Below are 24,075 nucleotides of genomic sequence, written 5' to 3'. Positions count from 1 at the left end.
ATGACAACAGAAAATCAAAATCCGCTTGTTCTCGATAAAAATGAAGAGATTTCCCAGCAAAAAGCTGACGATATCCGTCTTCAGCTCCGTCAGGAACCAGAAGTGAAGCGGCTTGCTCAACAAATTGACGTCAAAAACCAAATGGAGCTGCTTGAGTACGGCAAGGAGCCGGCCGTTGAAATATCCAAGTTCTCTGACCGCATCTTGGGGATGATGAAAACAACAAGCGTGACAGACTCCGGCACAATGCTGACTCAGCTTGGGAAAATCATGGACCGCTTCGACAAAAATGATTTTGATGAGCCAAAGGGATTAATGGCGAAAATTTTCAAACGCGGCGGCAGCATGATTGAAAAAATCTTTAAAAAGTATCAGACACTTGGCGGAGAGATTGAAAAAATCCACGTTGAGATTTCAAAATACAAAGATGAGATGACGAAGACGAACTACACGCTCGATGAAATGTATGAAAACAATATCAAATACTATATGGAGCTTGAAAAATACGTCGTTGCCGGGCAGATGAAACTGGAAGAGATGCAGTCGATCCTTCCTTCATATGAGGAAAAAGCGGCAAGCGGGAACCAGCTGGCGCAAATGCAGCTCGATACGTTGCGCAACGGCATTCAGGCGCTTGAGGAACGGGTGTATGATCTGGACATGGCACGGATGGTGGCGCTTCAAACCGCACCTCAAATCCGTCTCCTGCAGCGAGGAAATGCAAAGCTGATCGGGAAAATCAACTCCGCGTTTATCATTACCATTCCGATTTTCAAAAACGGCATTATTCAGGCTGTTACGGTAAAGCGGCAAAAGCTTGTGGCTGATTCCATGAGCGAGCTTGACCGCCGGACAAACGAGATGCTGAAACGAAATGCTGAAAACATCTCGAGCCAAAGTGTTGAAATTGCCAGAATGGCCGGCAGACCGAGCATAGATATTGAAACGATCGAATCGTCTTGGAACACGATTGTCAGCGGCATGCAGGAAACAAAACAAATCGAGGAAGAAAACAAACGCCTCCGCGAAGACGGCGCGAGACGAATTGCACAGCTTCAGGATAATATTAAAAAAGCAGCATTGCAGCAATAATAAAAACCCCGCTTGTGGAACATAAGCGGGGTTTTTCAATTATATCATTTAGTTAATGACAACGTGTAAAGACAGGTGTAAACTTAAACGGTAATCATTTTGCATATCAGAGGTGTTGGCAATGGGAAAACAACAGCCTATATCCCAGCGTAAACTGCTGGGCGTCGCCGGTTTGGGGTGGCTGTTTGATGCAATGGATGTCGGAATATTATCGTTTATTATCGCCGCGCTCCATGTAGAGTGGAATCTGTCGCCCGAAGAAATGAAATGGATCGGAAGCGTCAATTCCATCGGCATGGCTGCGGGTGCGTTTTTGTTTGGTTTGCTTGCTGATCGAATCGGCCGCAAAAAAGTGTTCATCATCACCCTTTTATGCTTTTCCATCGGAAGCGGCATTTCCGCTTTTGTGACGAGCTTATCGGCATTTCTAATCCTTCGTTTCGTGATTGGTATGGGACTTGGCGGCGAGCTTCCAGTCGCTTCAACACTCGTTTCGGAAGCGGTTGTGCCTGAAAAGCGGGGCAGAGTGATTGTGCTTTTGGAAAGCTTTTGGGCCGTTGGCTGGCTCGCAGCGGCCTTGATTTCTTACTTTGTGATACCAAGCTTTGGCTGGCAGGCTGCCCTTCTGTTAACTGCGCTGACTGCTTTTTATGCGCTGTACCTGCGGACGAGTCTGCCTGATTCGCCGAAATATGAATCGCTTTCTGCCAAAAAGAGGTCGGTGTGGGAGAATGTAAAAAGCGTCTGGGCAAGACAGTATATACGGCCGACGGTGATGCTGTCGATCGTTTGGTTCTGTGTGGTGTTTTCTTATTACGGCATGTTCCTATGGCTCCCGAGTGTCATGCTGCTGAAAGGCTTCAGCATGATTCAAAGCTTTGAATATGTCCTGCTGATGACGCTTGCTCAGCTACCGGGCTATTTCTCTGCCGCATGGCTGATTGAAAAAGCGGGCCGGAAGTGGATACTCGTCATTTACTTGATTGGTACAGCAGGAAGCGCCTATTTCTTCGGAACGGCGGATTCCTTAAGTCTTCTGCTTACGGCTGGAATGCTGTTATCGTTTTTCAATCTCGGTGCATGGGGAGTGCTGTATGCTTATACCCCGGAGCAATACCCGACTGCGATTCGAGCAACAGGTTCAGGAACGACAGCAGCGTTTGGAAGAATCGGCGGCATCTTCGGGCCTTTGCTCGTCGGAACGCTGGCAGCCCGTCATATTTCGTTTTCGGTCATCTTTTCAATCTTTTGCATTGCAATCTTACTCGCGGTTGCTTGTATTTTGATTATGGGAAAAGAAACGAAACAAACTGAGCTAGAATAGGAAAAGCACCTCTTAAAAGAGGTGCTTTCAGCGTGTCGACAAACCCTCGCATTCGTTGTCAGGACTGCGCTTCGGTGCTCAATGCGAAGTGGATCAACGGCTAAATTCTCAGGCGTCCTGCCTAAACGCCGTCGTCATCACATCCTGTGAATGTCCGCTCCTATGCTCGTCCTTCCTAGACTTCAAGGGTTTTCAATCTGAGGCACCTCTTGAATGAGGTGCTTTTTTTTACATTTGCGCCCGGGCTGCGGATTGGCGTTTCCCGGTTTTACTAATTGTCTGGTAGAGCGTCATAGAAAGTATGAACAGAATGGCAGTAAATCCTGTGACAGCTCCGAAATGCTGTGTGCTTTGATATAAAAAACCTGCAATACTTGTACCGACAGTGGTTCCGGCATACATAGCGGCATTGGAAAGGGAAGCGATGGTTCCTCGCGCATTTACTGCAATGGATTGAAAGACACCCATCATTAACGGAAAGATGATGCCAGCTGTAAAAAACGTGAGAAAAAAGCTGGCTTCTACTAAAAACAAGTTTGGAAAGAACGGAAGAGCGAAATAGAGAGCGCCCATTAGCAGCATCCCGCTGATCAGTGTTTTAAACATGCCCAGCTTTTCTGAAACCCGGCTGCCGATAAGGCTCCCGAGCATATTTCCCAGTCCGAGTACAAGCATAGCTGCGCCAATTTGTGACACGGTTAAATGATAATCCGCGGAAAGCCAAGCACCCAGAAAGCTGAACGAAGCGAAGTTTCCGGTTTGAAACAGAAAATAGGCAAGCAGAATGACCGATGTTTTCGGCAATGAAAAAAGCTCCCGATAGGGGTTGATAATTGATGGTCGCGCCAATGGTTCAGAAGGCCGGATATCAGGCATGACCGCCGCCAGGATCAATAGTAGAATAAGCGAGCAAGCTGACAAAACGAAAAATGGCGTATGCCATGTAAAGGAAGCGAGAAACCCTCCAATAGGAAGTCCGAGCATTTGTGAAGCGGCCAAACCTGCTGTCGCAATCCCCATGCCTTTTATGATCAGAGAAGGCCGGACAATGACTGGGATGGACGCCCAAATTTGAGGCGTCACAAACGCAGCGCTAACGCCTGCGGCAAAACGGAACAGGCACATGGCGGCAAAAGAGGGAGCGATGCCGCATAAAAACGTGGATACGATAAAGCCTGCAAGTCCCCACAGCATGACTGTTTTCCTGTTCAGCCGGTCTGAGATTGGGCCTGCAATGAAAGCGAAGAGCGCATAACCGAGTGCATAAGCACTGACCATCCAGCCTGACAAATCAGTAGAGACATGAAACTGATTCTGTAAAAGGGGGAGAAGCGGCGAAAGCAAAAAGGTATCCGTGCCAATGACAAACATGACACTGAAGAAAAGCCAAATGCGATTCAAATTTTATCACTCCTATTGTTTTATAACTTTGAAACTATGAAACAGATATGTATAGAGAAAACCCTTTGTTAGAGGGTTTCCAAAAAGCCAGGCAGGTATGTTTGAAATGTGTCTTCACGCAGACTGACGTATTTTGTCCGCGAATCTTTCCGGGTTGCCGTCAATCCCGCTTCACGCAGCGTTTTAAAATGATAAGATGCCGTGGTTTTGACAATATTGCACTTTTCACCTACTTCACCGCAGCTGAGTTCTTTTCCGCTGACATAAAGCGTACGAATAATGGCAAGCCTTGATTCATCAGACAGTGCTTTAAAAATTTGCGCTCTGATTTGATCATCTGATTGTTTCATAGTCATGAAACTATAATACATAATGGGTGTTGGAAAAGCAACTTATTTTTCCAGTAAAGGAGCAGGAAGTCATAAGAGGAAGGAGGAATTCAATTCCAATAAAAGCGTTTTCAAATAAAGATAGGAGAAAAATCACCCGTAAAATACAATCATATAGGAGGATTACAGAGCATTTAGAAGCATAAATAAGATCATGTGGTCACATGGATGTTTATAAAGAAATGGTACAGAATAAAAGAGAATATGCTGTTTGTGTGGGAAGTTACATAAATGTTACGGTAATAAAGATTGCTTAATATGGAGGGAAAATATGAGTGTAGATGAGAAACCAATTAAGATAAAAGTCGAGAAAGTCTCTAAGATTTTTGGGAAACAAACAAAGAAGGCAGTTCAAATGCTTGCCAACGGAAAGACAAAAAAAGAGATCCTGAAAGCAACCGGATCAACCGTTGGTGTTAATCAGGCAGATTTTGAAGTATATGATGGTGAGATATTTGTCATCATGGGTCTATCAGGGAGCGGTAAATCAACTTTAGTACGGATGTTAAACCGGCTTATTGAACCGACTGCCGGAAATATTTACATTGATGGTGACATGATAACAAATATGTCTAAAGACCAGCTCCGGGAAGTCCGCCGGAAGAAAATCAGCATGGTCTTCCAAAAGTTCGCTCTGTTCCCGCACAGAACGATACTTGAAAACACAGAATACGGACTGGAACTTCAAGGTGTAGACAAACAAGAGCGGCAGCAAAAAGCGCTTGAGTCTCTTAAGCTCGTTGGACTGGAAGGATTTGAACACCAATATCCAGACCAGCTTTCCGGCGGGATGCAGCAGCGTGTCGGCCTTGCCCGCGCGTTGACAAATGATCCGGACATCCTTCTGATGGACGAAGCGTTCAGTGCGCTCGATCCACTGATTCGTAAAGATATGCAGGATGAGCTTCTTGATCTTCACGATAATGTCGGAAAAACAATTATCTTTATTACGCATGACTTGGACGAAGCGTTGCGGATCGGCGACAGGATTGTCCTAATGAAGGACGGCAACATCGTTCAAATCGGCACGCCTGAAGAAATCCTGATGAATCCATCTAACGAATATGTTGAGAAATTCGTCGAAGATGTTGATTTGTCTAAAGTCCTCACAGCAGGCCACATTATGAAACGCGCTGAAACAGTGCGGATTGATAAAGGGCCTCGCGTAGCATTGACACTGATGAAAAACCTTGGAATTTCTTCAATTTATGCAGTGGATAAACAAAAGAAATTGTTAGGTGTTATCTATGCGTCTGATGCGAAAAAAGCGGCTGAGTCTGATTTGTCACTTCAAGACATCTTGAATACAGAATTTACGACTGTACCAGAGAATACGTATCTGACTGAGATTTTTGACGTTGTGTCCGATGCGAATATTCCAATTGCGGTTGTGGATGAGAAGCAAAGAATGAAAGGAATTGTCGTAAGAGGCGCGCTGATTGGCGCACTTGCCGGCAATAACGAGTATATCAATGCTGAAGGCACTAACGAACAAACACAAGATCCTTCTGCACAGGAGGTGAAATAAGATGGATAGACTGCCTAGAATACCTTTAGCAGATATTATTGACCGTTTTGTTGACTGGATTACGATGACGTTTGGCGGATTCTTCGACGGAATCGCTAACGGATTGGCCGCTTTTGTAAATGGAATTGTCACGGGTCTTGGATTTATTCCATCTATTTTGTTAACGATTATTTTCGCCGCACTTGCGTGGTGGATCAGTACAAGGGGAATTGCGTTATTTACGTTGATTGGATTCCTCCTGATCGATTATTTAGGATATTGGGACCCAATGCTGCAAACATTGGCGCTTGTTTTGACATCTGTGATTATTTCGATTGTGGTCGGGGTTCCGATCGGAATTTGGGCGTCTCAGAAAGAAACGGTTCGCCGTATTGTAACGCCAATTCTTGATTTAATGCAGACAATGCCTGCTTTCGTATATCTATTGCCGGCGATTTTCTTCTTTAACATCGGTGTTGTGCCGGGTGTTGTTGCATCTGTTATCTTCGCGATGCCGCCGACAATCCGCATGACTGTTCTCGGTATTAAACAAGTGCCGGCGGATTTGATTGAAGCGACTGAGGCATTCGGTTCTACAACAGCTCAGCGTTTATTTAAAGTTCAGCTTCCGCTTGCGACAAAAACGATTTTGGCCGGAATTAACCAGAGCATCATGCTTGCGTTATCAATGGTTGTTATCGCCGCAATGGTCGGTGCACCGGGACTTGGTTCTGAAGTATACAGTGCCGTTACACAGCTGAAAACCGGGGTCGGAGTAGAGGCCGGTATCGCCATCGTTATCGTTGCCATTACCCTGGACCGTATTACTCAAAATATTAAAGTGAAGAAGAAAAGCAGGGGGAATGCCTGATGCTTAAAAAAATCATCGGCATCGGCGTTTCCGCCATGCTGGCGCTCTCACTTGCGGCTTGCGGTTCAGAAAACGATGAAAATGCATCCGCAGCAGAACAAGTGAATAAGACCATCATCGGGATTGACCCCGGTTCAGGGATTATGTCCCTGACTGACAAAGCGATGAAGGATTATGACCTGAATGACTGGACATTGATTTCAGCGTCAAGTGCTGCGATGACCGCTACGCTTAAAAAGTCATACGACCGTAAGAAACCGATTATCATTACAGGATGGACACCGCACTGGATGTTCTCCAGATATAAGCTGAAATATCTCGATGATCCGAAACAATCTTATGGCAGCGCAGAGGAAATCCATACGATCACACGCAAAGGCTTCAGCAAAGAGCAGCCGAATGCCGCAAAGCTTCTGAGCCAGTTTAAATGGACACAAGACGAAATGGGCGAAATCATGATTAAGGTGGAAGAAGGCGAGAAACCTGCCAAAGTTGCTGCTGAGTACGTCAATAAACACAAGGATCAGATTGCCGAATGGACAAAAGGCGTTCAAAAGGTGAAGGGAGACAAAATCAACCTCGCCTATGTGGCGTGGGACAGTGAGATTGCAAGTACAAACGTCATAGGCAAAGTCTTAGAAGACTTGGGCTATGAGGTAACACTTACTCAGGTAGAGGCTGGGCCGATGTGGACTGCAATTGCGACGGGAAGTGCGGATGCATCCCTTTCCGCATGGCTGCCGAATACCCATAAAGCATACGCCGCTAAATATAAAGGCAAATATGATGATATTGGCACCAGTATGACTGGTGTGAAGATGGGGCTTGTTGTTCCTCAATATATGAAAAATGTCAACTCAATTGAAGATTTGAAGAAGTAATCAAAAAAGCAGCCTGTGTCAGGCTGCTTTTTTTGCGTTATTTTACGTAAACGGCAGCGGGTGAATCAGCCTTTTGAAAAGTTTTTAATACGGCATTCGCTAAAATGTGAATGCCATTGAACATCGCGTTTCTGTCAAAGGTCATGTGCGGATGATGGAGCCCCGGCTGGAGCCCGCAGCCTAGTCCGAGCATCGTTGTTTTCAGATTCGGCACCTTCACGGCGTAAAAATGGAAATCCTCGCCGCCGGTGGTGACAAGCGGGTCATCAAGCCGCTCAGCCCCGATAATTTCCGTAATGGCTTCTGCCATGATCGCTTCAGCTTCTTTATTTTGTGTTGCCGCAGGAAGGCTGTGTTCTTTTTGCAGCTCGATTTTGGCGCCGAATGCGGCGGCGGCCGCTTCACAGGCTCTTTCTGTTTCGGCGATTAATGCCTCCATGGCTTCATTGGTCTGTGCGCGCAAATCAAGGCTGAACGATGCTTTTCCTGGAATGATGTTAGAGCTTTCACCGCCGGCTTGCAGTTTTGTCATTTTGACGGTATGCGGGATTTGCGGGTCAATATGAATGAGTCCGAGCTTGTGTACAAGAAATGCCGCAATTTCAATGCTGTTTTTCCCGAGGTGCGGACGGGCGCCATGAGCCTCTTCCCCGATGATCGTTCCCTCAATGTGCTGGCTTGATCCGTGCAGAATAGAAGGAGCGCAGCGGCCGTTCTGTGTTTCCTGGATCGGACGGACGTGAACGCCATACAAATAGTCGATATCATCAAGCACGCCTTCTTCTATCATTTTCAAGGCGCCGCCGCCTTTTTCTTCTGCCGGCTGAAAGATAAAACGGATTGTGCCCTTCGGAAGCTCTGGTTGTTTTTTGAGCAGCATTAACGTGCCCAATGCCATTGTCATATGTGAATCGTGTCCGCAGGAATGGTTGGCGCGAAATGTGCCGTTAACCTCCTGCCACAGCGCGTCAATATCAGCGCGTACCGCTACAACAGGTGAGCCTGAGCCGATTTCGCCGACAACCCCGGTGCAGTCTGAAAACGTGCGCGTCCGGCATCCTAAATCCTCAAGCTTTTGTTTCAAAAATACAGTTGTCTCATATTCCTTCCAGCTGACTTCAGGGTTCGCGTGCAGATGCTCGAAGATGTCCATAATGGTTTGTTTCATGTCTTCTGAAAGTTTTTGCATGGTAAGAAATACCTCCTTCTATCAGAATGAATTTTTACCTTCTTTACTTTATTTATATTGAAACAGGAAGATAGGCTGTATATAATATAGCACATATTGCTACTATTCAGAATAATTAATATTTTCAAACAGAGGGGATGGATCGAAATATGAGTATGCCAGCAGCCGAAACACAGCCTAAGAAAAAACGTATGACATTTAAAATGCCTGACGCCTATGTCCTCTTATTTATGATTGCTTTCATTTGCGCAATCGCTTCATATATTGTGCCGGCAGGTGAATTTGACCGCATGACAAAGGGGGATGTCACGACCGCTGTTCCGGGAAGCTATCATTCCATTGAACAGTCTCCGGTCAGCTTGATCAGCTTTTTTACTTCTCTACAGGATGGAATGGTTGGATCAGCACCCATCATCTTTCTGATTTTATTCACAGGCGGCACCATTGCCATTTTAGAAAAAACGGGAGCCATCAACGGACTGATTTACAATGTCATCAGCAAGTTCCGCACAAAGCAATTATTATTTATTTGTATTGTCGGCGCATTGTTCTCCATTCTCGGAACAACCGGGATTGTCGTGAATTCAGTTATCGGTTTTATCCCCATCGGCCTCATTGTGGCACGATCCTTAAAATGGGACGCAGTCGCGGGAGCCGCTGTTATATACATCGGCTGCTACGCTGGATTTAACTCCACCATATTATCACCGTCACCGCTCGGTTTATCACAATCAATCGCGGAGCTCCCTCTTTTCTCAGGAATCGGCCTGCGAGTTGTGATATACATATGCTTTTTGCTGTCTTCTATTATTTATATCTATTTGTATACGAGAAAATTAAAAAAATCAAAAGATGCCAGTGTGTTAGGAACAGATTGGTTCCCTGCGGCAGGAATGGGCGAAGCCGGTAAAGAAGAAGATCAGTCAGTGCCGTTTACCGTTCGCCATAAGCTGATTTTGGCTGTGGCGGGACTCTCACTTGTCGGATTTTTATACGGCGCTTTGAAGCTTGGCTGGTCAGATTCCCAAATGGCTGCGACATTTATTTTTATTTCTGTCCTTGCCGGTTTAATAGGCGGGCTTGCGGCGAACGATATTGCCAAAACCTTCATTACGGGCTGCCAAAGCCTTGTATATGGGGCGCTGATTGTCGGGATGGCACGAAGCATTTCCGTTATCCTTGAAAATGGAAAGCTTCTCGATACTGTCGTCAATGCTTTGGCTTCACTTTTGGACGGATTCAGCCCGATTGCCGGGGCAATCGGCATGTATATCGCCAGTGCGCTGCTTCATTTTCTCATCTCTTCAGGTTCTGGCGAAGCCGTTGTATTTATTCCAATCCTGGCGCCGCTCGCTGATTTGATGGGAATCACGAGACAGGTTGCGGTTGAGGCGGTTATGCTTGGAGAAGGGGTCGTCAACTGTGTGAACCCGACATCCGGCGTTCTCATGGCGGTGCTTGCCGCCAGCGGTATTCCGTATGTCAAGTGGCTGCGGTTTATGGTGCCGCTTGCTCTGATTTGGTTCTTGATCGGGCTTGTCTTTATCGTGATCGGCGTCATGATCAATTGGGGGCCGTTTTAACGATTGCTGCCCGCCGGCTTGTACGGCGGGCTTTTGAGTTATTCATTGCAGAAGCGCAGGCTGTTATTGTAACATGTAAGCCATAAGCCATTCGTAAAAGTGCGGGAGGAAGGTCATGAATAATCTGCGTAATAGACTTTCAGGCGTGAATGGGAAAAATAAGAGAGTAAAAGAAAAAGAACAAAAAATCTGGTCGGAGATTGGGATGATAGCGGGAGCATTTGCGCTGCTTGATGTGATCATCCGCGGCATTATGTTTGAATTTCCGTTTAAAGAATGGGCTGCAAGCCTTGTGTTTTTGTTCATCATTATCTTATATTACTGCATCAGGGCTGCGGCATCCGGAATGCTCATGCCGAGAATAGACACCAAAGAAGAACTGCAAAAACGGGTGAAGCAGCAGCGAATAGAATCAATTGCGGTCGCCTTTGCGGTAGTGGTGCTTACGATGTACGACAGGGGGATTCCCCATACATTCTTCGCTTGGCTGAAAATGATTCTTCTTTTTATCGTCTGCGGCGGCGTTCTGTTTCTGCTTCGGTATGTGATTGTGAAGCTGGCTTACAGAAGAGCTGTAAAAGAAGAAGTAAAAAAGAAATCATCTTGAAAAATAGATGGTTTCTTTTTTTTGTTTGGAAAGCGAGGGAAGCGTTCACAGTTTCGGGCAGCTTTTTTATAGGAACATTGATTTGTATTCACTCTGCCAAGTTGTTTTGATAGAGTGATTGTGATAATTTAAAATGTAAGCGTTAACAAAATTATCCAGTCTTCACATCAGTTTGAAAGGAGGAAGCGGAAGAATGAAGTAAGAGGGATTTTTGACTCCGAAGTAAGTCTTCAAAAAATCAAATAAGGAGTGTCAAGAATGTTTGCAAAACGATTCAAAACCTCTTTACTGCCGTTATTCGCTGGATTTTTATTGCTGTTTCATTTAGTTCTGGCAGGACCGGCGGCTGCGAGTGCTGAAACGGCGAACAAATCGAATGAGCTGACAGCACCGTCGATCAAAAGCGGAACCATTCTTCATGCTTGGAATTGGTCGTTCAATACGTTAAAACATAATATGAAGGATATTCATGATGCAGGATATACAGCCATTCAGACATCTCCGATTAACCAAGTAAAGGAAGGGAATCAAGGAGATAAAAGCATGTCGAACTGGTACTGGCTCTATCAGCCGACATCGTACCAAATTGGCAACCGTTACTTAGGAACTGAACAAGAATTTAAAGAAATGTGTGCAGCCGCTGAAGAATATGGCATAAAGGTCATTGTTGACGCTGTCATCAATCATACCACCAGTGACTATGCCGCGATTTCCAATGAGATTAAGAGTATTCCAAACTGGACACATGGAAACACACAAATTAAAAACTGGTCGGATCGATGGGATGTCACGCAGAATTCATTGCTCGGGCTGTATGACTGGAATACACAAAATACACAAGTACAGTCCTATTTGAAACGGTTCTTAGAAAGAGCATTGAATGACGGGGCAGATGGATTTCGATTTGATGCCGCCAAACATATAGAGCTTCCGGATGATGGCAGTTACGGCAGTCAATTTTGGCCGAATATCACAAATACATCTGCAGAGTTCCAATACGGAGAAATCCTGCAGGATAGTGCCTCCAGAGATGCTTCATATGCGAATTATATGAATGTGACAGCGTCTAACTATGGGCATTCCATAAGGTCCGCTTTAAAGAATCGTAATCTGGGCGTGTCGAATATCTCCCACTATGCATCTGATGTGTCTGCGGACAAGCTAGTGACATGGGTAGAGTCGCATGATACGTATGCCAATGATGATGAAGAGTCGACATGGATGAGCGATGATGATATCCGTTTAGGCTGGGCGGTGATAGCTTCTCGTTCAGGCAGTACGCCTCTTTTCTTTTCCAGACCTGAGGGAGGCGGAAATGGTGTGAGATTCCCGGGGAAAAGCCAAATAGGCGATCGCGGGAGTGCTTTATTTGAAGATCAGGCTATCACTGCGGTCAATAGATTTCACAATGTGATGGCTGGACAGCCTGAGGAGCTCTCAAACCCAAATGGAAACAACCAGATATTTATGAATCAGCGCGGCTCACATGGCGTTGTGCTGGCAAATGCAGGTTCATCCTCTGTTTCTATCAATACGCCAACAAAATTGCCTGATGGCAGGTATGACAATAAAGCTGGGGCAGGTTCATTTCAAGTGAATGATGGTAAACTGACAGGCACGATCAATGCCAGGTCTGTGGCTGTGCTTTATCCTGATGATATTGCAAAAGCGCCTCATGTTTTCCTTGAGAATTACAAAACAGGTGTAACACATTCTTTCAATGATCAACTGACGATTACCTTGCGTGCAGATGCGAATACAACAAAAGCCGTTTATCAAATCAATAATGGACCAGAGACGGCGTTTAAGGATGGAGATCAATTCACAATCGGAAAAGGAGATCCATTTGGCAAAACATACACCATCATGTTAAAAGGAACGAACAGTGATGGTGTAACGAGGACCGAGGAATACAGTTTTGTTAAAAGAGATCCAGCGTCGGCCAAAACCATCGGCTATCAAAATCCGAATCATTGGAGCCAGGTAAATGCTTATATCTATAAACATGATGGGAGCCAGGCAATTGAATTGACCGGATCTTGGCCTGGAAAACCAATGACTAAAAATGCAGATGGAATTTACACGCTGACGCTGCCTGCGGACACGGATACAACCAACGCCAAAGTGATTTTTAATAATGGCAGCGCCCAAGTGCCTGGCCAGAATCAGCCTGGCTTTGATTACGTGCAAAATGGTTTATATAATGACTCGGGCTTAAGCGGTTCTCTTCCCCATTGAGGGCAAGGCTAGACTGGACTTACCGAAAGAAACCATCTATGATGGTTTCTTTTTTGTTCATAAATCAGACAAAACTTTTCCCTTGCAAAAGTTTGTGAAGTGTTGCACAATATAAATGTGAAATACTTCACAAACAAAAAGACATCAAAGAGAAACATACCCTGGAAGGATGATTAATGATGAACAAACATGTAAATAAAGTAGCTTTAATCGGAGCGGGTTTTGTTGGAAGCAGTTATGCATTTGCGTTAATTAACCAAGGGATCACAGATGAGCTTGTGGTCATTGATGTAAATAAAGAAAAAGCAATGGGCGATGTGATGGATTTAAACCACGGAAAGGCGTTTGCGCCACAACCGGTCAAAACATCTTACGGAACATATGAAGACTGCAAGGATGCTGATATTGTCTGCATTTGCGCAGGAGCAAACCAAAAACCTGGTGAGACACGCCTTGAATTAGTAGAAAAGAACTTGAAGATTTTCAAAGGCATCGTTAGTGAAGTCATGGCGAGCGGATTTGACGGCATTTTCTTAGTCGCGACAAATCCGGTTGATATCCTGACTTACGCAACATGGAAATTCAGCGGCCTGCCAAAAAAGCGGGTGATCGGAAGCGGCACAACACTAGATTCTGCGAGATTCCGTTTCATGCTGAGCGAATACTTTGGCGCAGCGCCTCAAAACGTGCACGCGCATATTATCGGAGAGCACGGCGACACAGAGCTTCCTGTTTGGAGTCACGCGAATGTCGGCGGTGTGCCGGTCAGTGAACTCGTTGAGAAAAACGATGCGTACAAACAAGAGGAGCTGGACCAAATTGTAGATGATGTGAAAAACGCAGCTTACCATATCATTGAGAAAAAAGGCGCGACTTATTATGGGGTTGCGATGAGTCTTGCTCGCATTACAAAAGCCATTCTTCATAATGAAAACAGCATATTAACTGTCAGCACATATTTGGACGGGCAATACGGTGCAGATGACGTGTACATCGGTGTGCCGGCTGTCGTGAACCGCGGAGGGATCGCAGGTATCACTGAGCTGAACTTAAATGAGAAAGAAAAAGAACAGTTCCTTCACAGCGCCGGCGTCCTTAAAAACATTTTAAAACCTCATTTTGCAGAACAAAAAGTCAACTAACCGCAACTTTAGAGTAAAGGGCTGATTGTCAATGTGGGAGCAGTTGTATGATCCGTTTGGAAACGAGTATGTGAGCGCACTTGTGGCGCTCACTCCGATTCTCTTTTTTCTTTTGGCTTTAACTGTTTTGAAAATGAAAGGCATTCTTGCGGCATTTCTTACCCTAGCCGTCAGTTTCTTCGCCTCCGTTTTGGCATTTCATATGCCGGTTGAAAAAGCGATTTCTTCTGTTTTGTTAGGAATCGGGAGCGGGCTGTGGCCTATTGGCTACATCGTCCTGATGGCGGTGTGGCTGTATAAAATCGCAGTGAAAACCGGGAAATTTACCATTATTCGGTCCAGCATTGCCGGCATTTCGCCTGACCAACGATTACAGCTATTATTAATTGGTTTTTGTTTTAATGCGTTTTTAGAAGGCGCGGCTGGTTTTGGTGTTCCGATTGCGATTAGTGCGGCGCTGCTCGTCGAACTTGGTTTTAAACCGTTGAAAGCGGCGGCGCTCTGCTTGATTGCAAACGCCGCCTCCGGAGCCTTTGGGGCGATTGGGATTCCTGTCATCACAGGGGCGCAGATTGGTGATTTGTCTGCTCTTGAGCTGTCACGGACATTAATGTGGACACTGCCGATGATCTCATTTTTAATACCATTCCTGCTTGTATTCTTATTAGACCGAATGAAAGGAATCAAACAGACATGGCCCGCTCTTCTGGTTGTGAGCGGTGGGTATACAGCGGTTCAGACACTGACAATGGCGGTGCTCGGGCCGGAATTAGCAAACATTTTGGCGGCCTTATTCAGCATGGGCGGGCTTGCCCTCTTCCTCCGCAAATGGCAGCCGAAAGAGATTTACCGCGAGGAAGGGGCCGGCGATGCTGGTGAGAAAAAGGCATACCGTGCCGCTGACATTGCGAAAGCGTGGTCTCCTTTCTACATTTTAACTGCGGCGATCACCATCTGGAGCCTTCCAGCCTTCAAAGCGCTTTTCCAAGAAGGCGGGCTGTTATATCAATCAACGCTCCTGTTCAAAATGCCTTTTCTGCATCAGCAAATTATGAAAATGCCGCCGATTGCGCCATCTGCCATGCCGTTAGATGCAGTCTTTAAAGTTGATCTGCTGTCAGCGACTGGTACAGCGATTTTAGCGGCGGTCATCGTGACAGGGCTGTTCAGCAAAAAGTTCTCCTCCCGGGATGCCTTTGCTTCCCTGAAGGAGACAGGAAAAGAGCTGTGGGTGCCGATTATGACGATCTGCTTCGTGATGGGGTTTGCCAATCTGGCCAACTTCGCAGGGCTCAGCTCTTCAATTGGGTTAGCATTGGCGAAAACAGGAGACCTGTTCCCGTTTGTCAGTCCTGTTCTCGGCTGGATTGGCGTGTTCATCACCGGTTCGGTTGTCAGCAATAACGCTTTGTTCGGCCATTTGCAGGTTGTCACCGGAGCGCAGATCGGTGCGGGTTCAGACTTGCTGTTAGCCGCAAATACGGCGGGCGGTGTCATGGCGAAACTTGTTTCTCCTCAATCTATCGCCATCGCTGCCGCAGCGGTCGGCCAAACAGGCAAGGAATCTAAACTGTTTAAAAAGACAGTGGCGTACAGCCTGATTCTGTTAGTGATTATTTGTATATGGACGTTTATTCTTGCAAGATTAGGAGTGTAATAGAAAAAAGCAGTACATGCCCAGCATGTACTGCTTTTTTATGTTAATTTGCTTTCTTTGTCATTTCGGCTGTTGTTTTCACTCTGGCTTTTCCCATAAATAAAATGGTAACCGCCGCGAGGACAATTGGAATCAAAGCGAGCAAAAAGACATACGTGATACTTGATGACATCGCGTCAATAATGCGATTCAGGATCGCATCAGGAATCTGGGAACGTGTTCCCGCTTGGAATATCTCCTGCGGGTCGCCTATATTTTGCGCAGCGCCTGATCCCGCTGAGCCTTTCATCCCGCTGAAGGCGTCGGTCAGCTTGTTCGTGAATAGGTTTGTTTGCACCGTTCCGAAAATGGTGACGCCTAAGGTCATGCCAAATGATCGCAAAAATGAATTTGTAGAGTTTGCCGTTCCCCGAAAGCGAGGTTCAAGATCATTCATCGATGCCGCCGGCAGCAGGGAGAAGTTAAAGCCTACACCAAAGCCTGAAATCATCATAAAGACTGTCAGCCATACCCTTGCTGTGTCAGGCGTCATATTGGAAAGAAGCAGCATACCGATAAAGAAAGCTATAACAGATATCAGCATCAAATTGCGGAAGCTTGCCTTCGTTTGGAAGATTCCGCCGATCATGCTTCCGATGACTGATCCAATCATCATCGGCGTCAGAATGAAGCCCGCGCTTGTCGCCGAGCTGCCGTAGACCGCCTGAACGAAAATCGGAATAAATACCGCTAAAATAATAAATGTTCCGCCATACAAAAAAGCGAGAATCTGCGCTGTGGCAAACAAGCGGTTCTTAAACATCCAGAAAGAAATAATCGGCTCTTCTGCTTTTCTCTCCACAATAAAAAAGGCAATGAAGAAAACGGCGAATACAATAAACAGCCCGATGATCTGAATGGAGTTCCAATCGTATGTTTTGCCGCCAAGCTCAAGGGCGAACATCAGGCATACAATGGATACGACTAAGGTAATCGCGCCGCCCCAGTCTATTTTCTGCTTTCTGTGCTCCAGAGATTCTTTGTAGTAGCGAATAATGAAAAACAATGACAATGCGCCGATCGGCACATTGATGTAAAACACCCAGTGCCAGCTGATCGAATCTGTAATGATCGCCCCTAAGAGCGGACCAAGAACACTGGATAATCCAAATACAGCACCGAACATGCCGGACATTTTTCCGCGTTTTTCCGGCGGAAACAAATCAAAGATAATGGTAAAGGCAATCGGCAGGAGCGCGCCGCCTCCGATCCCTTGAATGGCCCGGAAGATGATCAGTTGATTCATCGTCTGGGCAATCCCGCATAAAGCCGAACCGATTAAGAAAAAAATAAGTCCAAACAGGAAAAAACGTTTTCGGCCGTACATATCGGAAAGCTTGCCGTAAATCGGCATGCCAGCCATAACCGCCACCATATAGGATGCCGTCACCCAGGCAAATTTATCGAAGCTTCCAAGATCGGCTACGATATTGCCCATCGCGGTGGCAACAATCGTATTGTCCATTGCAGACATCAAGATGCCCAGCAGGAGACCGAGGACCACAAATTTGGTGGAAGCCTGTTTTTCTGTTGTTGTGTCCATTTGTTCTACCTCCTCTTACTTTTCTATGTAAGTTCTGATATCATGATAATAGTTTGATCATTGAATATCTCGATTATCAAGATAAACTCGATTTTATAGGGAGGACTGTCAGTTGTCAACAAGAAATTCCAGAAGTGAGTTGGAAAAGACTGCTGTTCAGCTTTTTCGAAAACTGGGCACAAGAACGGTTCTGTTTCATCAGGCAGCCGCTCAAGCTCTCGGTCTGTTTCCTACCGATTTGAAATCAGCTGACATTTTAAATGAAGCAGGTCCGATGACGGCCGGAGAGCTGGGGAAAAAAACCGGCCTCAGCACGGGTTCCGTCACGGCGCTTGTTGACCGGCTGGAAAAAGCGGGGTATGTGGCTCGTGAAAAGGACCCGAACGATCGCAGGAGAGTCGTAATCGTCCCTTTGACTGCTTCGAAAAAACATATAAAGGATTTGTTCCGTCCTCTGTCTGAGTCAACGATGGATTTGTGCCGCGAATATACGGAAGAGGAGCTGGAACTCATTTTTAGTTTTGTAGGCAAAGCCGCCGATATTATGGAGGAAGAGCTTGAACGTCTGAAACAGTAAGTGAATTTGTGCATAGCTTGGCCCGTTCCCGAATAAATTGTACAAGATACATAAGAAGGGAGTACGGGCCGGTGAACATTTTTTTGAGCTATATTGTGCTGGGACTGTCCTTGTCTGCGCCTGTGGGGCCAGTGAATGCGGCGCAAATAGACAAAGGAATTAAAAACGGTTTTTGGCATGCATGGATTTTCGGTTTAGGCGCCATGACAGCGGATGGGCTGTACATGCTTTTTATCTATTTCGGGCTGTCACAGTTCTTGACCGCTCCATTTGTAAAAACGTTTTTGTGGCTGTTCGGCTTTTTTGTCCTGACCTATACCGGAATTGAAACGCTGAAAAACGTCAGAGAACCGATGGATGTGCGAAGCTCGCGGGGGAAACCGTCATACAGGAAAACATTCGCATCGGGTTTTCTCATTTCCTTGTCAAACCCATTGAGCATCCTTTTTTGGCTTGGAATTTACGGAAGCATTCTTGCGAAAACAGCAGAGTCCTACAATATGAATCAGCTTCTAATCTATAGCTCCGGCATCATGATCGGCATTTTAATCTGGGATTTCTGCATGGCTATCACAGCCAGTACGTTCAGAAACCTGCTTCATGAAAAGCTATTGAGAGGATTGACCGGAATCGCCGGTGTATCCCTCCTTGTGTTTGGCTTTTACTTTGGTTATCAGGGCATCAAACAGTTATTGGGCTGATTCATGAAGGACAGTCACCTGCCGCTTCCAGTTTTAATATAGTATCCAGATGATACTGGAGGTGGATCAATGGTGAATGGGATTTACACCAAAAGTTTTCTGGAACGTATTCAGGAAGAGCTTCCTGAATGGCAAAGAATCGCTTTTGAACTGCTGGCAGAAACTCTGGCGGACGATGCGGATACGTTTCCATGCATTCCCGGACGCCAGGCGTTTCTGACTGATCAGCTTCGGATTGCTTTTGCCGGAGATCCGCGGGAAAACCGCACAGCGGAGGAACTGGCTCCGTTGCTTGCGGAGTACGGCAAGATATCGCGGGACACGGGAAAATACGCATCCCTCGTTGTGTTGTTTGATACACCGGAAGATTTGGCGGAGCATTATTCGATTGAAGCGTATGAAGAGCTGTTTTGGCGCTTTTTAAATAGACTGAGTCATCAAGACGAAAAAGAATGGCCGGAAGACATTCCGGCCGATCCTGAGCATTATAAATGGGAGTTTTGTTTTGACGGCGAGCCGTATTTCATTCTGTGCGCTACACCGGGGCACGAGGCAAGAAGAAGCCGGAGCTTTCCTTTTTTTATGATCACGTTTCAGCCAAGGTGGGTGTTTGATGACCTAAATGGATCTACTGCATTTGGCCGTAACATGAGCAGGCTGATCCGATCTCGTTTAGAGGCCTATGATCAGGCTCCGATTCACCCACAATTAGGCTGGTACGGAGGAAAAGATAATCGTGAATGGAAGCAGTATTTCCTCCGTGATGACGAAAAACAGGTATCGAAGTGCCCGTTTTCTTATTTAAAGAACATGTTCAACAAAATGAAATAAATCAAGGACTCGCAGGGCGATCTTTATGACCCTGCTTTTTTTGATAGATCATGGTAACGATGGCGATAATCACGAGAAAACCTATGCTGACGAAAAAACCGGGCCGGCTTGATTTTTCAAACAATGTACCGGACACAGCTGCAGCAATCAGAACCATCGCTAAATAAATTTGCGTTTTTCCCATGCCCTCGGGATCAGTCAGCTTTTTGCTGGAGAACAGGATAAACAGCCAAGTGTATAAAAGCATAAGCCCCGCAGCTGTTGTCATATGCTCATAAATGTTTTTAGGCAGCACTAACGACAGAATAATGGAGAGGACAAGCCCCGCAAACGTCAGCCCAAGTGCCGGCCAGCATATTTTTTTGCCTTCCTTTAGAGTAAAGCATTTCGGCGCGTCGCCGTCATCAGCCATTGTACAAAGCAATGTTGTAACGGCAAAAAGCGAAGCGACAAGGGTCGAGAACCCGGCGATGATGAAAATCCCGTTAAATATATCAAGGATGATCTCAAGGTTATATCCTTTTAATGACGTAATGAACGGACTGTCCTGTTCAGTAAACGCGTGTAACGGAACCAAAAGCAGAGCAAGCCCGATTGAAATGATATAAATAATCGCCAGCGTCGCCAGCATCAGTTTCCCTGATTTTGACGCTTCCTCAGGTTTTTTTAAGTGAACCGCCATCAGCCCCATGACCTCAATTCCGCCAAAAGCGTAAAACGCGTAGATTAAACCTGTCCACAGCCCCATGGCGCCGTATGGGAAAAACTCACTCGTCTTATTTGGAACATGTATGCCATGATTTCCGCCGGACAGGATACCGCATAAAGCCAGGATGGCAATGACAATAAACATAAAAATAGCAGCTGTTTTAATGACTGCCAGCACGTTTTCTGTTTTTTCAAAGACGGACAGGCCGGTGAAAATAATAAGGAGCCCCAGTACTGCGTAGATTGAGGCAAACACCCATAGCGGCACTTGAGGAAACCAATGCTTCGTAAAGAGCGAAATGGCTGTCAGCTGGCTTCCGGTAATCAGCATTTCTGATGACCAGTACACCCAGCCGTTGCTGAAGCCTGCCCATTTGCCGAATGCTTTTCGGGCATACGCACAAAACGAACCTTTTTCCGGCTGCTTCGCCGACAGCTTGGCGAGCTGTTCAAAGACAAAATACGTACCGATCCCTGCGATCAGAAATGAAAGGAGAACGGAAAAACCGCTTTTTACAATTGCGATGCTGGAACCGAGAAAGAAGCCTGTTCCAATCGTGCAGCCGACTCCGATCAGTGACAGCTGCCACCAAGCCAGATTCCCTTTTGGCTGGTCTTTTTTTGTTTGGCTCATTATTTATTCAACCCCTTTTATCTAAGGTTAGATTGTGATCTGTCCGAAGCTTATATACATCGGATTTTTGCCTCTTTTTACATGGAGAAGGAAGCGGACGCTCATACTAATGAAAAAAGGAGCAAACCAATGACACAGCAATATATTGTGGAGCCGAAAAAAGGGCTTGGGCTGAAGCTGAAAAAGGGTCAGATTTTAAAGGTGGTTGATGTAGAAGGGCAGCAGGTGGCTGATTTTGTCGCATACCATGCCAAGGATTTTTATGAACACCTTGATCAGGGAGCGACGATAGACGCCAATCACTCCATTCATGTGAAGGTCAACGACCATCTCTACTCCAACCTGTATAAGCCGATGTTAACCCTGATTGAAGATACGGTCGGCAAGCATGATCTGCTGCTGCCCGCCTGCCGTCCTGATATGAACAGGCTCTTATATGGGAAGCAAAAGGATGAGTTTCAGGATACGTGCTATGACAATATGAACCGTGCGCTTGAGCAGTTTGGCGTACCGAAGCCTCACATGCATTACCCATTTGCGATTTTTATGAATACTGTCCTTGATGAGAAAGGGAATCTGTCTGTGGAAACGCCGCTTTCGAATGCCGGAGATTATGTAAGGCTCAGGGCGGAGATGGATTTAATTGTCGCGTTTTCTTCCTGCCCGATTGAAAAAGGGAAATGCAATGGCGACAGTGTGACATCCATACGGGTTGAAGTCAGCTGATCTCTCTTGTTCACTGTGAATGAAGACCTGTGCTATATTTAATAGGGATACATAACAGTCATGATTCATTTTCATTGATTTGGGGAAATGATCAGTAACAAGGGAAAATGTACAGGAGGAATGATTGGGATGAGCATGCAGGAAAAGATTATGCGTGAGTTACATGTGAAGCCCTCAATTGATCCAAAGCAAGAAATTGAGGACCGAGTCAATTTTTTAAAACAATATGTAAAGAAAACTGGTGCTAAAGGCTTTGTATTGGGAATCAGCGGCGGCCAGGATTCAACACTTGCGGGAAGACTCGCTCAGCTTGCGGTGGAGAGCATTCGCGAGGAGGGCGGAGACGCTCAATTTATCGCTGTCCGTCTTCCGCATGGCACACAGCAGGATGAAGACGATGCCCAGCTTGCTTTGAAGTTTATTAAGCCGGATAAATCATGGAAGTTTGATATTAAATCAACAGTCAGCGCTTTTTCTGATCAGTATCAGCAGGAAACAGGCGATCAGCTGACGGACTTTAATAAAGGAAACGTAAAAGCAAGAACAAGAATGATCGCGCAATACGCGATCGGCGGCCAGGAAGGCCTTCTTGTGTTAGGAACAGACCATGCTGCTGAAGCAGTGACTGGTTTCTTTACGAAGTACGGTGACGGCGGAGCAGACCTCCTGCCGCTGACAGGCTTGACGAAGCGCCAGGGAAGAACCCTGCTGAAAGAGCTGGGTGCACCGGAACGCTTATACTTAAAAGAACCGACTGCCGATCTGCTCGACGAAAAACCGCAGCAGTCGGATGAAACAGAGCTTGGCATTTCCTACGACGAGATTGACGATTATCTCGAAGGAAAAGAAGTATCAGCGAAAGTATCAGAAGCGCTGGAAAAACGCTACAGCATGACTGAACATAAACGCCAGGTTCCGGCGTCTATGTTTGATGACTGGTGGAAATAAGTTGAAGAAAGCCCGCTCTCGGAGCGGGCTTTTGTCGTGTACAGGAGCTTTATTTGATGCGGATATGATTCAGCTTTACCATTAATCTGTCGGTGAACCTTCGGAGGATGCCTCTCGTATCAGGATCTAATGGGAGTTCGGCTCTCGCGGCAATGTTCTCTGCCACATCCTGAATCGACAGGTTGTCTGTTTGAATGTGGTCCTCAAAAATGGGTGATGATAAACCTTCAACGCAGCGGTCAATTTGTTTGGCGGCCCATGAGTTTTTTCCTTCTGCTCTGGTGCGCAGCCTTTTTAACAAGGTTTCCTTTGAAGCCATTAATGTAAAGTGGTGAACGATCCTGCCTTCATGTCTGAGCCTGCCGATGATCTCATTGAAGTATTCAGGATGTACAATCGTCATAGGCACAATAATGGTGCCGCGGTATGTATCTGTCAGAGAAGCTAGCAAACTGTAATTGAACGCCCGCCATAAAGGATAGCTTTGAAAATCGTCCTTTGCGATCTCCTGCGGCACCATGGAGCGCAGCGCAAAACCCATTTTCTCGGGATCATACACGTAAGATGGGTTCAGCCTTCTGTGCAGTTCGAAGGCTGTTTGTGTTTTTCCGGAACCGAATGCCCCGTTTATCCAAATGATCATCGCCATTTCTCCCTTCCTATTTATCATACAGAAAAAGACCCTTCCATCGAAGAGTCAGCTGGAAAAACAATAAAGGCGGAAGGTTTTAATGCTTTTTTGCGTCGAAGTATTAAAATACCTGCGGAAATGTTGTACAATGAATGTCATTCAGGCAAAAATGGCTAAACAACAAAGCGCACTATAAGCTTGACCGGTAAAGCCGGTATCTATATAAATATTCGCTAAATAAGCATATAATGAATATAAAATTTCATTCCTTAGGAGGATTTCGCCGAAGATGAACGCTAAACGAGCCATCCCAGTAAGAGAAAGAAATATCGTCCTGATCGGATTCATGGGTGTAGGAAAAACAACAATCGGCCAATTGGTCGCTAAAAAATTATATAGAGATTTTATTGATATTGACCAGCAGATCGAAAAGGATTTCAATATGTCAATTCCTGAGATATTTGAGAAAAAGGGAGAAGACTTTTTCCGGAAAACGGAGAAGGAATATATTTTAGACATCTGCCATCATAAACGATTCAAAATCGTATCTCTGGGCGGGGGATCTTTTAAACAAGAAGAAATCAGGAATTGCTGTCTGGAAAACTGTCTCGTGCTTCATCTGGACCTGTCATGGGAGAACTGGAAGCAGCGCGCGGATTTATTGATCGAAAGCCGCCCTGTACTGCATAACCGTTCAATGGATGAAATGGAACAGCTGTTTAACGAAAGAAAAGTCATTTATGACAAGCACAATTCAAAAGTGGCAACAGACAACCTTTCCCCGGAAGAGGTTGCCGATTACATTGTTGAGACATTAAAATTTGGCTGGGATCTTTATCAGCCGATGTAAAAAGCC

At 45.8% G+C, this 24,075-nt stretch carries 21 protein-coding genes and 1 pseudogene; 16 read left to right on the top strand and 6 right to left on the bottom strand.

Annotated elements, in window-relative coordinates:
- Complete coding sequence (locus NYE22_RS20570) at positions 1-1,092, top strand: toxic anion resistance protein (RefSeq protein WP_003234715.1); 1,092 nt, start codon at positions 1-3, stop codon at positions 1,090-1,092.
- A gap of 121 nt (positions 1,093-1,213) precedes the next feature.
- Positions 1,214-2,416: a niacin permease NiaP gene (gene niaP / locus NYE22_RS20565; protein WP_015252880.1), complete on the top strand. Its 1,203-nt coding sequence runs from the start codon at positions 1,214-1,216 to the stop codon at positions 2,414-2,416.
- Positions 2,417-2,644: 228 nt separating this feature from the next.
- Here niaP and NYE22_RS20560 read toward each other — a convergent pair whose 3' ends face one another.
- Together NYE22_RS20560 and NYE22_RS20555 are read right to left on the bottom strand one after the other, a co-directional pair.
- Positions 2,645-3,817, bottom strand: coding sequence for an MFS transporter (locus NYE22_RS20560; RefSeq protein WP_072175241.1), 1,173 nt, complete (start codon positions 3,815-3,817; stop codon positions 2,645-2,647).
- Between the two features lie 68 nt (positions 3,818-3,885).
- Positions 3,886-4,188: a metalloregulator ArsR/SmtB family transcription factor gene (locus NYE22_RS20555; protein ID WP_010886398.1), complete on the bottom strand. Its 303-nt coding sequence runs from the start codon at positions 4,186-4,188 to the stop codon at positions 3,886-3,888.
- Between the two features lie 289 nt (positions 4,189-4,477).
- Here NYE22_RS20555 and opuAA point away from each other — a divergent pair, with 289 nt between their 5' ends.
- From opuAA to opuAC, 3 genes are read left to right on the top strand one after another with little or no spacing between them, the layout of a single operon-like run.
- Positions 4,478-5,734 (top strand): glycine/proline betaine ABC transporter ATP-binding protein OpuAA, encoded by a 1,257-nt coding sequence (gene opuAA, locus NYE22_RS20550; RefSeq protein ID WP_003246301.1) that lies wholly within the window; start codon positions 4,478-4,480, stop codon positions 5,732-5,734.
- 1 nt (position 5,735) lies between these two features.
- A complete protein-coding gene (gene opuAB / locus NYE22_RS20545; RefSeq protein ID WP_003234703.1) occupies positions 5,736-6,584 on the top strand; it encodes a glycine/proline betaine ABC transporter permease subunit OpuAB in 849 nt (282 codons plus the stop codon).
- Entirely contained in the window at positions 6,584-7,465 is an 882-nt protein-coding gene (gene opuAC, locus NYE22_RS20540; protein ID WP_003246462.1) for a glycine/proline betaine ABC transporter substrate-binding protein OpuAC, read from the top strand. The genes opuAB and opuAC overlap by 1 nt, the downstream gene beginning before the upstream one ends.
- Before the next feature lie 37 nt (positions 7,466-7,502).
- On the opposite strand, the gene NYE22_RS20535 is transcribed toward opuAC, so the two are convergent.
- On the bottom strand, positions 7,503-8,654 hold the full coding sequence (locus tag NYE22_RS20535) for a M20 peptidase aminoacylase family protein (RefSeq protein WP_342412100.1): 1,152 nt from the start codon (positions 8,652-8,654) through the stop codon (positions 7,503-7,505).
- A 149-nt stretch (positions 8,655-8,803) separates the two neighbouring features.
- On the opposite strand from NYE22_RS20535, the gene NYE22_RS20530 reads away from it, so the two are divergent.
- From NYE22_RS20530 to NYE22_RS20510, 5 genes and pseudogenes are all read left to right on the top strand, one after another.
- Positions 8,804-10,237, top strand: a complete 1,434-nt coding sequence (locus NYE22_RS20530) for a YfcC family protein (protein WP_172850470.1) — start codon at positions 8,804-8,806, stop codon at positions 10,235-10,237.
- A 115-nt stretch (positions 10,238-10,352) separates the two neighbouring features.
- A pseudogene (locus NYE22_RS20525) lies at positions 10,353-10,954 on the top strand (DUF6773 family protein).
- A gap of 148 nt (positions 10,955-11,102) precedes the next feature.
- A complete protein-coding gene (amyE, locus tag NYE22_RS20520) occupies positions 11,103-13,082 on the top strand; it encodes an alpha-amylase (RefSeq protein WP_161986479.1) in 1,980 nt (659 codons plus the stop codon).
- Between the two features lie 176 nt (positions 13,083-13,258).
- The gene (locus NYE22_RS20515; RefSeq protein WP_161986478.1) at positions 13,259-14,224 is read left to right on the top strand and encodes an L-lactate dehydrogenase; all 966 of its coding nucleotides are present in this window, start codon (positions 13,259-13,261) and stop codon (positions 14,222-14,224) included.
- A 31-nt stretch (positions 14,225-14,255) separates the two neighbouring features.
- The gene (locus NYE22_RS20510; RefSeq protein WP_342412099.1) at positions 14,256-15,881 is read left to right on the top strand and encodes an L-lactate permease; all 1,626 of its coding nucleotides are present in this window, start codon (positions 14,256-14,258) and stop codon (positions 15,879-15,881) included.
- Between the two features lie 43 nt (positions 15,882-15,924).
- On the opposite strand, the gene bmr3 is transcribed toward NYE22_RS20510, so the two are convergent.
- The gene (gene bmr3 / locus NYE22_RS20505) at positions 15,925-17,463 is read right to left on the bottom strand and encodes a multidrug efflux MFS transporter Bmr3 (protein ID WP_161986476.1); all 1,539 of its coding nucleotides are present in this window, start codon (positions 17,461-17,463) and stop codon (positions 15,925-15,927) included.
- A 112-nt stretch (positions 17,464-17,575) separates the two neighbouring features.
- Between bmr3 and NYE22_RS20500 the strand changes: the two genes are divergently transcribed.
- From NYE22_RS20500 to NYE22_RS20490, 3 genes are all read left to right on the top strand, one after another.
- Positions 17,576-18,040: a MarR family transcriptional regulator gene (locus NYE22_RS20500; protein WP_003246360.1), complete on the top strand. Its 465-nt coding sequence runs from the start codon at positions 17,576-17,578 to the stop codon at positions 18,038-18,040.
- 71 nt (positions 18,041-18,111) lie between these two features.
- A complete protein-coding gene (locus NYE22_RS20495) occupies positions 18,112-18,741 on the top strand; it encodes a LysE family translocator (RefSeq protein ID WP_038828521.1) in 630 nt (209 codons plus the stop codon).
- Positions 18,742-18,810: 69 nt separating this feature from the next.
- The gene (locus NYE22_RS20490) at positions 18,811-19,572 is read left to right on the top strand and encodes a YqcI/YcgG family protein (RefSeq protein ID WP_032724882.1); all 762 of its coding nucleotides are present in this window, start codon (positions 18,811-18,813) and stop codon (positions 19,570-19,572) included.
- 1 nt (position 19,573) lies between these two features.
- Here the strand turns inward: NYE22_RS20490 and NYE22_RS20485 are convergent, their stop codons facing one another.
- A complete protein-coding gene (locus NYE22_RS20485; RefSeq protein ID WP_021481846.1) occupies positions 19,574-20,914 on the bottom strand; it encodes an amino acid permease in 1,341 nt (446 codons plus the stop codon).
- Positions 20,915-21,043: 129 nt separating this feature from the next.
- On the opposite strand from NYE22_RS20485, the gene NYE22_RS20480 reads away from it, so the two are divergent.
- A complete protein-coding gene (locus tag NYE22_RS20480; RefSeq protein WP_003246345.1) occupies positions 21,044-21,640 on the top strand; it encodes a DUF1989 domain-containing protein in 597 nt (198 codons plus the stop codon).
- A 129-nt stretch (positions 21,641-21,769) separates the two neighbouring features.
- Entirely contained in the window at positions 21,770-22,588 is an 819-nt protein-coding gene (gene nadE / locus NYE22_RS20475) for an ammonia-dependent NAD(+) synthetase (RefSeq protein ID WP_003246440.1), read from the top strand.
- Between the two features lie 49 nt (positions 22,589-22,637).
- Here the strand turns inward: nadE and tmrB are convergent, their stop codons facing one another.
- Complete coding sequence (gene tmrB / locus NYE22_RS20470; protein WP_161986854.1) at positions 22,638-23,231, bottom strand: tunicamycin resistance ATP-binding TmrB; 594 nt, start codon at positions 23,229-23,231, stop codon at positions 22,638-22,640.
- 277 nt (positions 23,232-23,508) lie between these two features.
- Here tmrB and NYE22_RS20465 point away from each other — a divergent pair, with 277 nt between their 5' ends.
- Positions 23,509-24,069, top strand: coding sequence for a shikimate kinase (locus tag NYE22_RS20465; protein ID WP_032724886.1), 561 nt, complete (start codon positions 23,509-23,511; stop codon positions 24,067-24,069).
- The last annotated feature ends 6 nt before the right edge of the window (positions 24,070-24,075 follow it).

Origin of the sequence: Bacillus sp. FSL K6-1560 (assembly GCF_038592935.1) — a bacterium.
Taxonomy (GTDB): domain Bacteria; phylum Bacillota; class Bacilli; order Bacillales; family Bacillaceae; genus Bacillus; species Bacillus subtilis.
The sequence above is the reverse complement of the archived record's forward strand: the minus strand, read 5'-3'. Positions and strand labels throughout refer to the sequence as shown.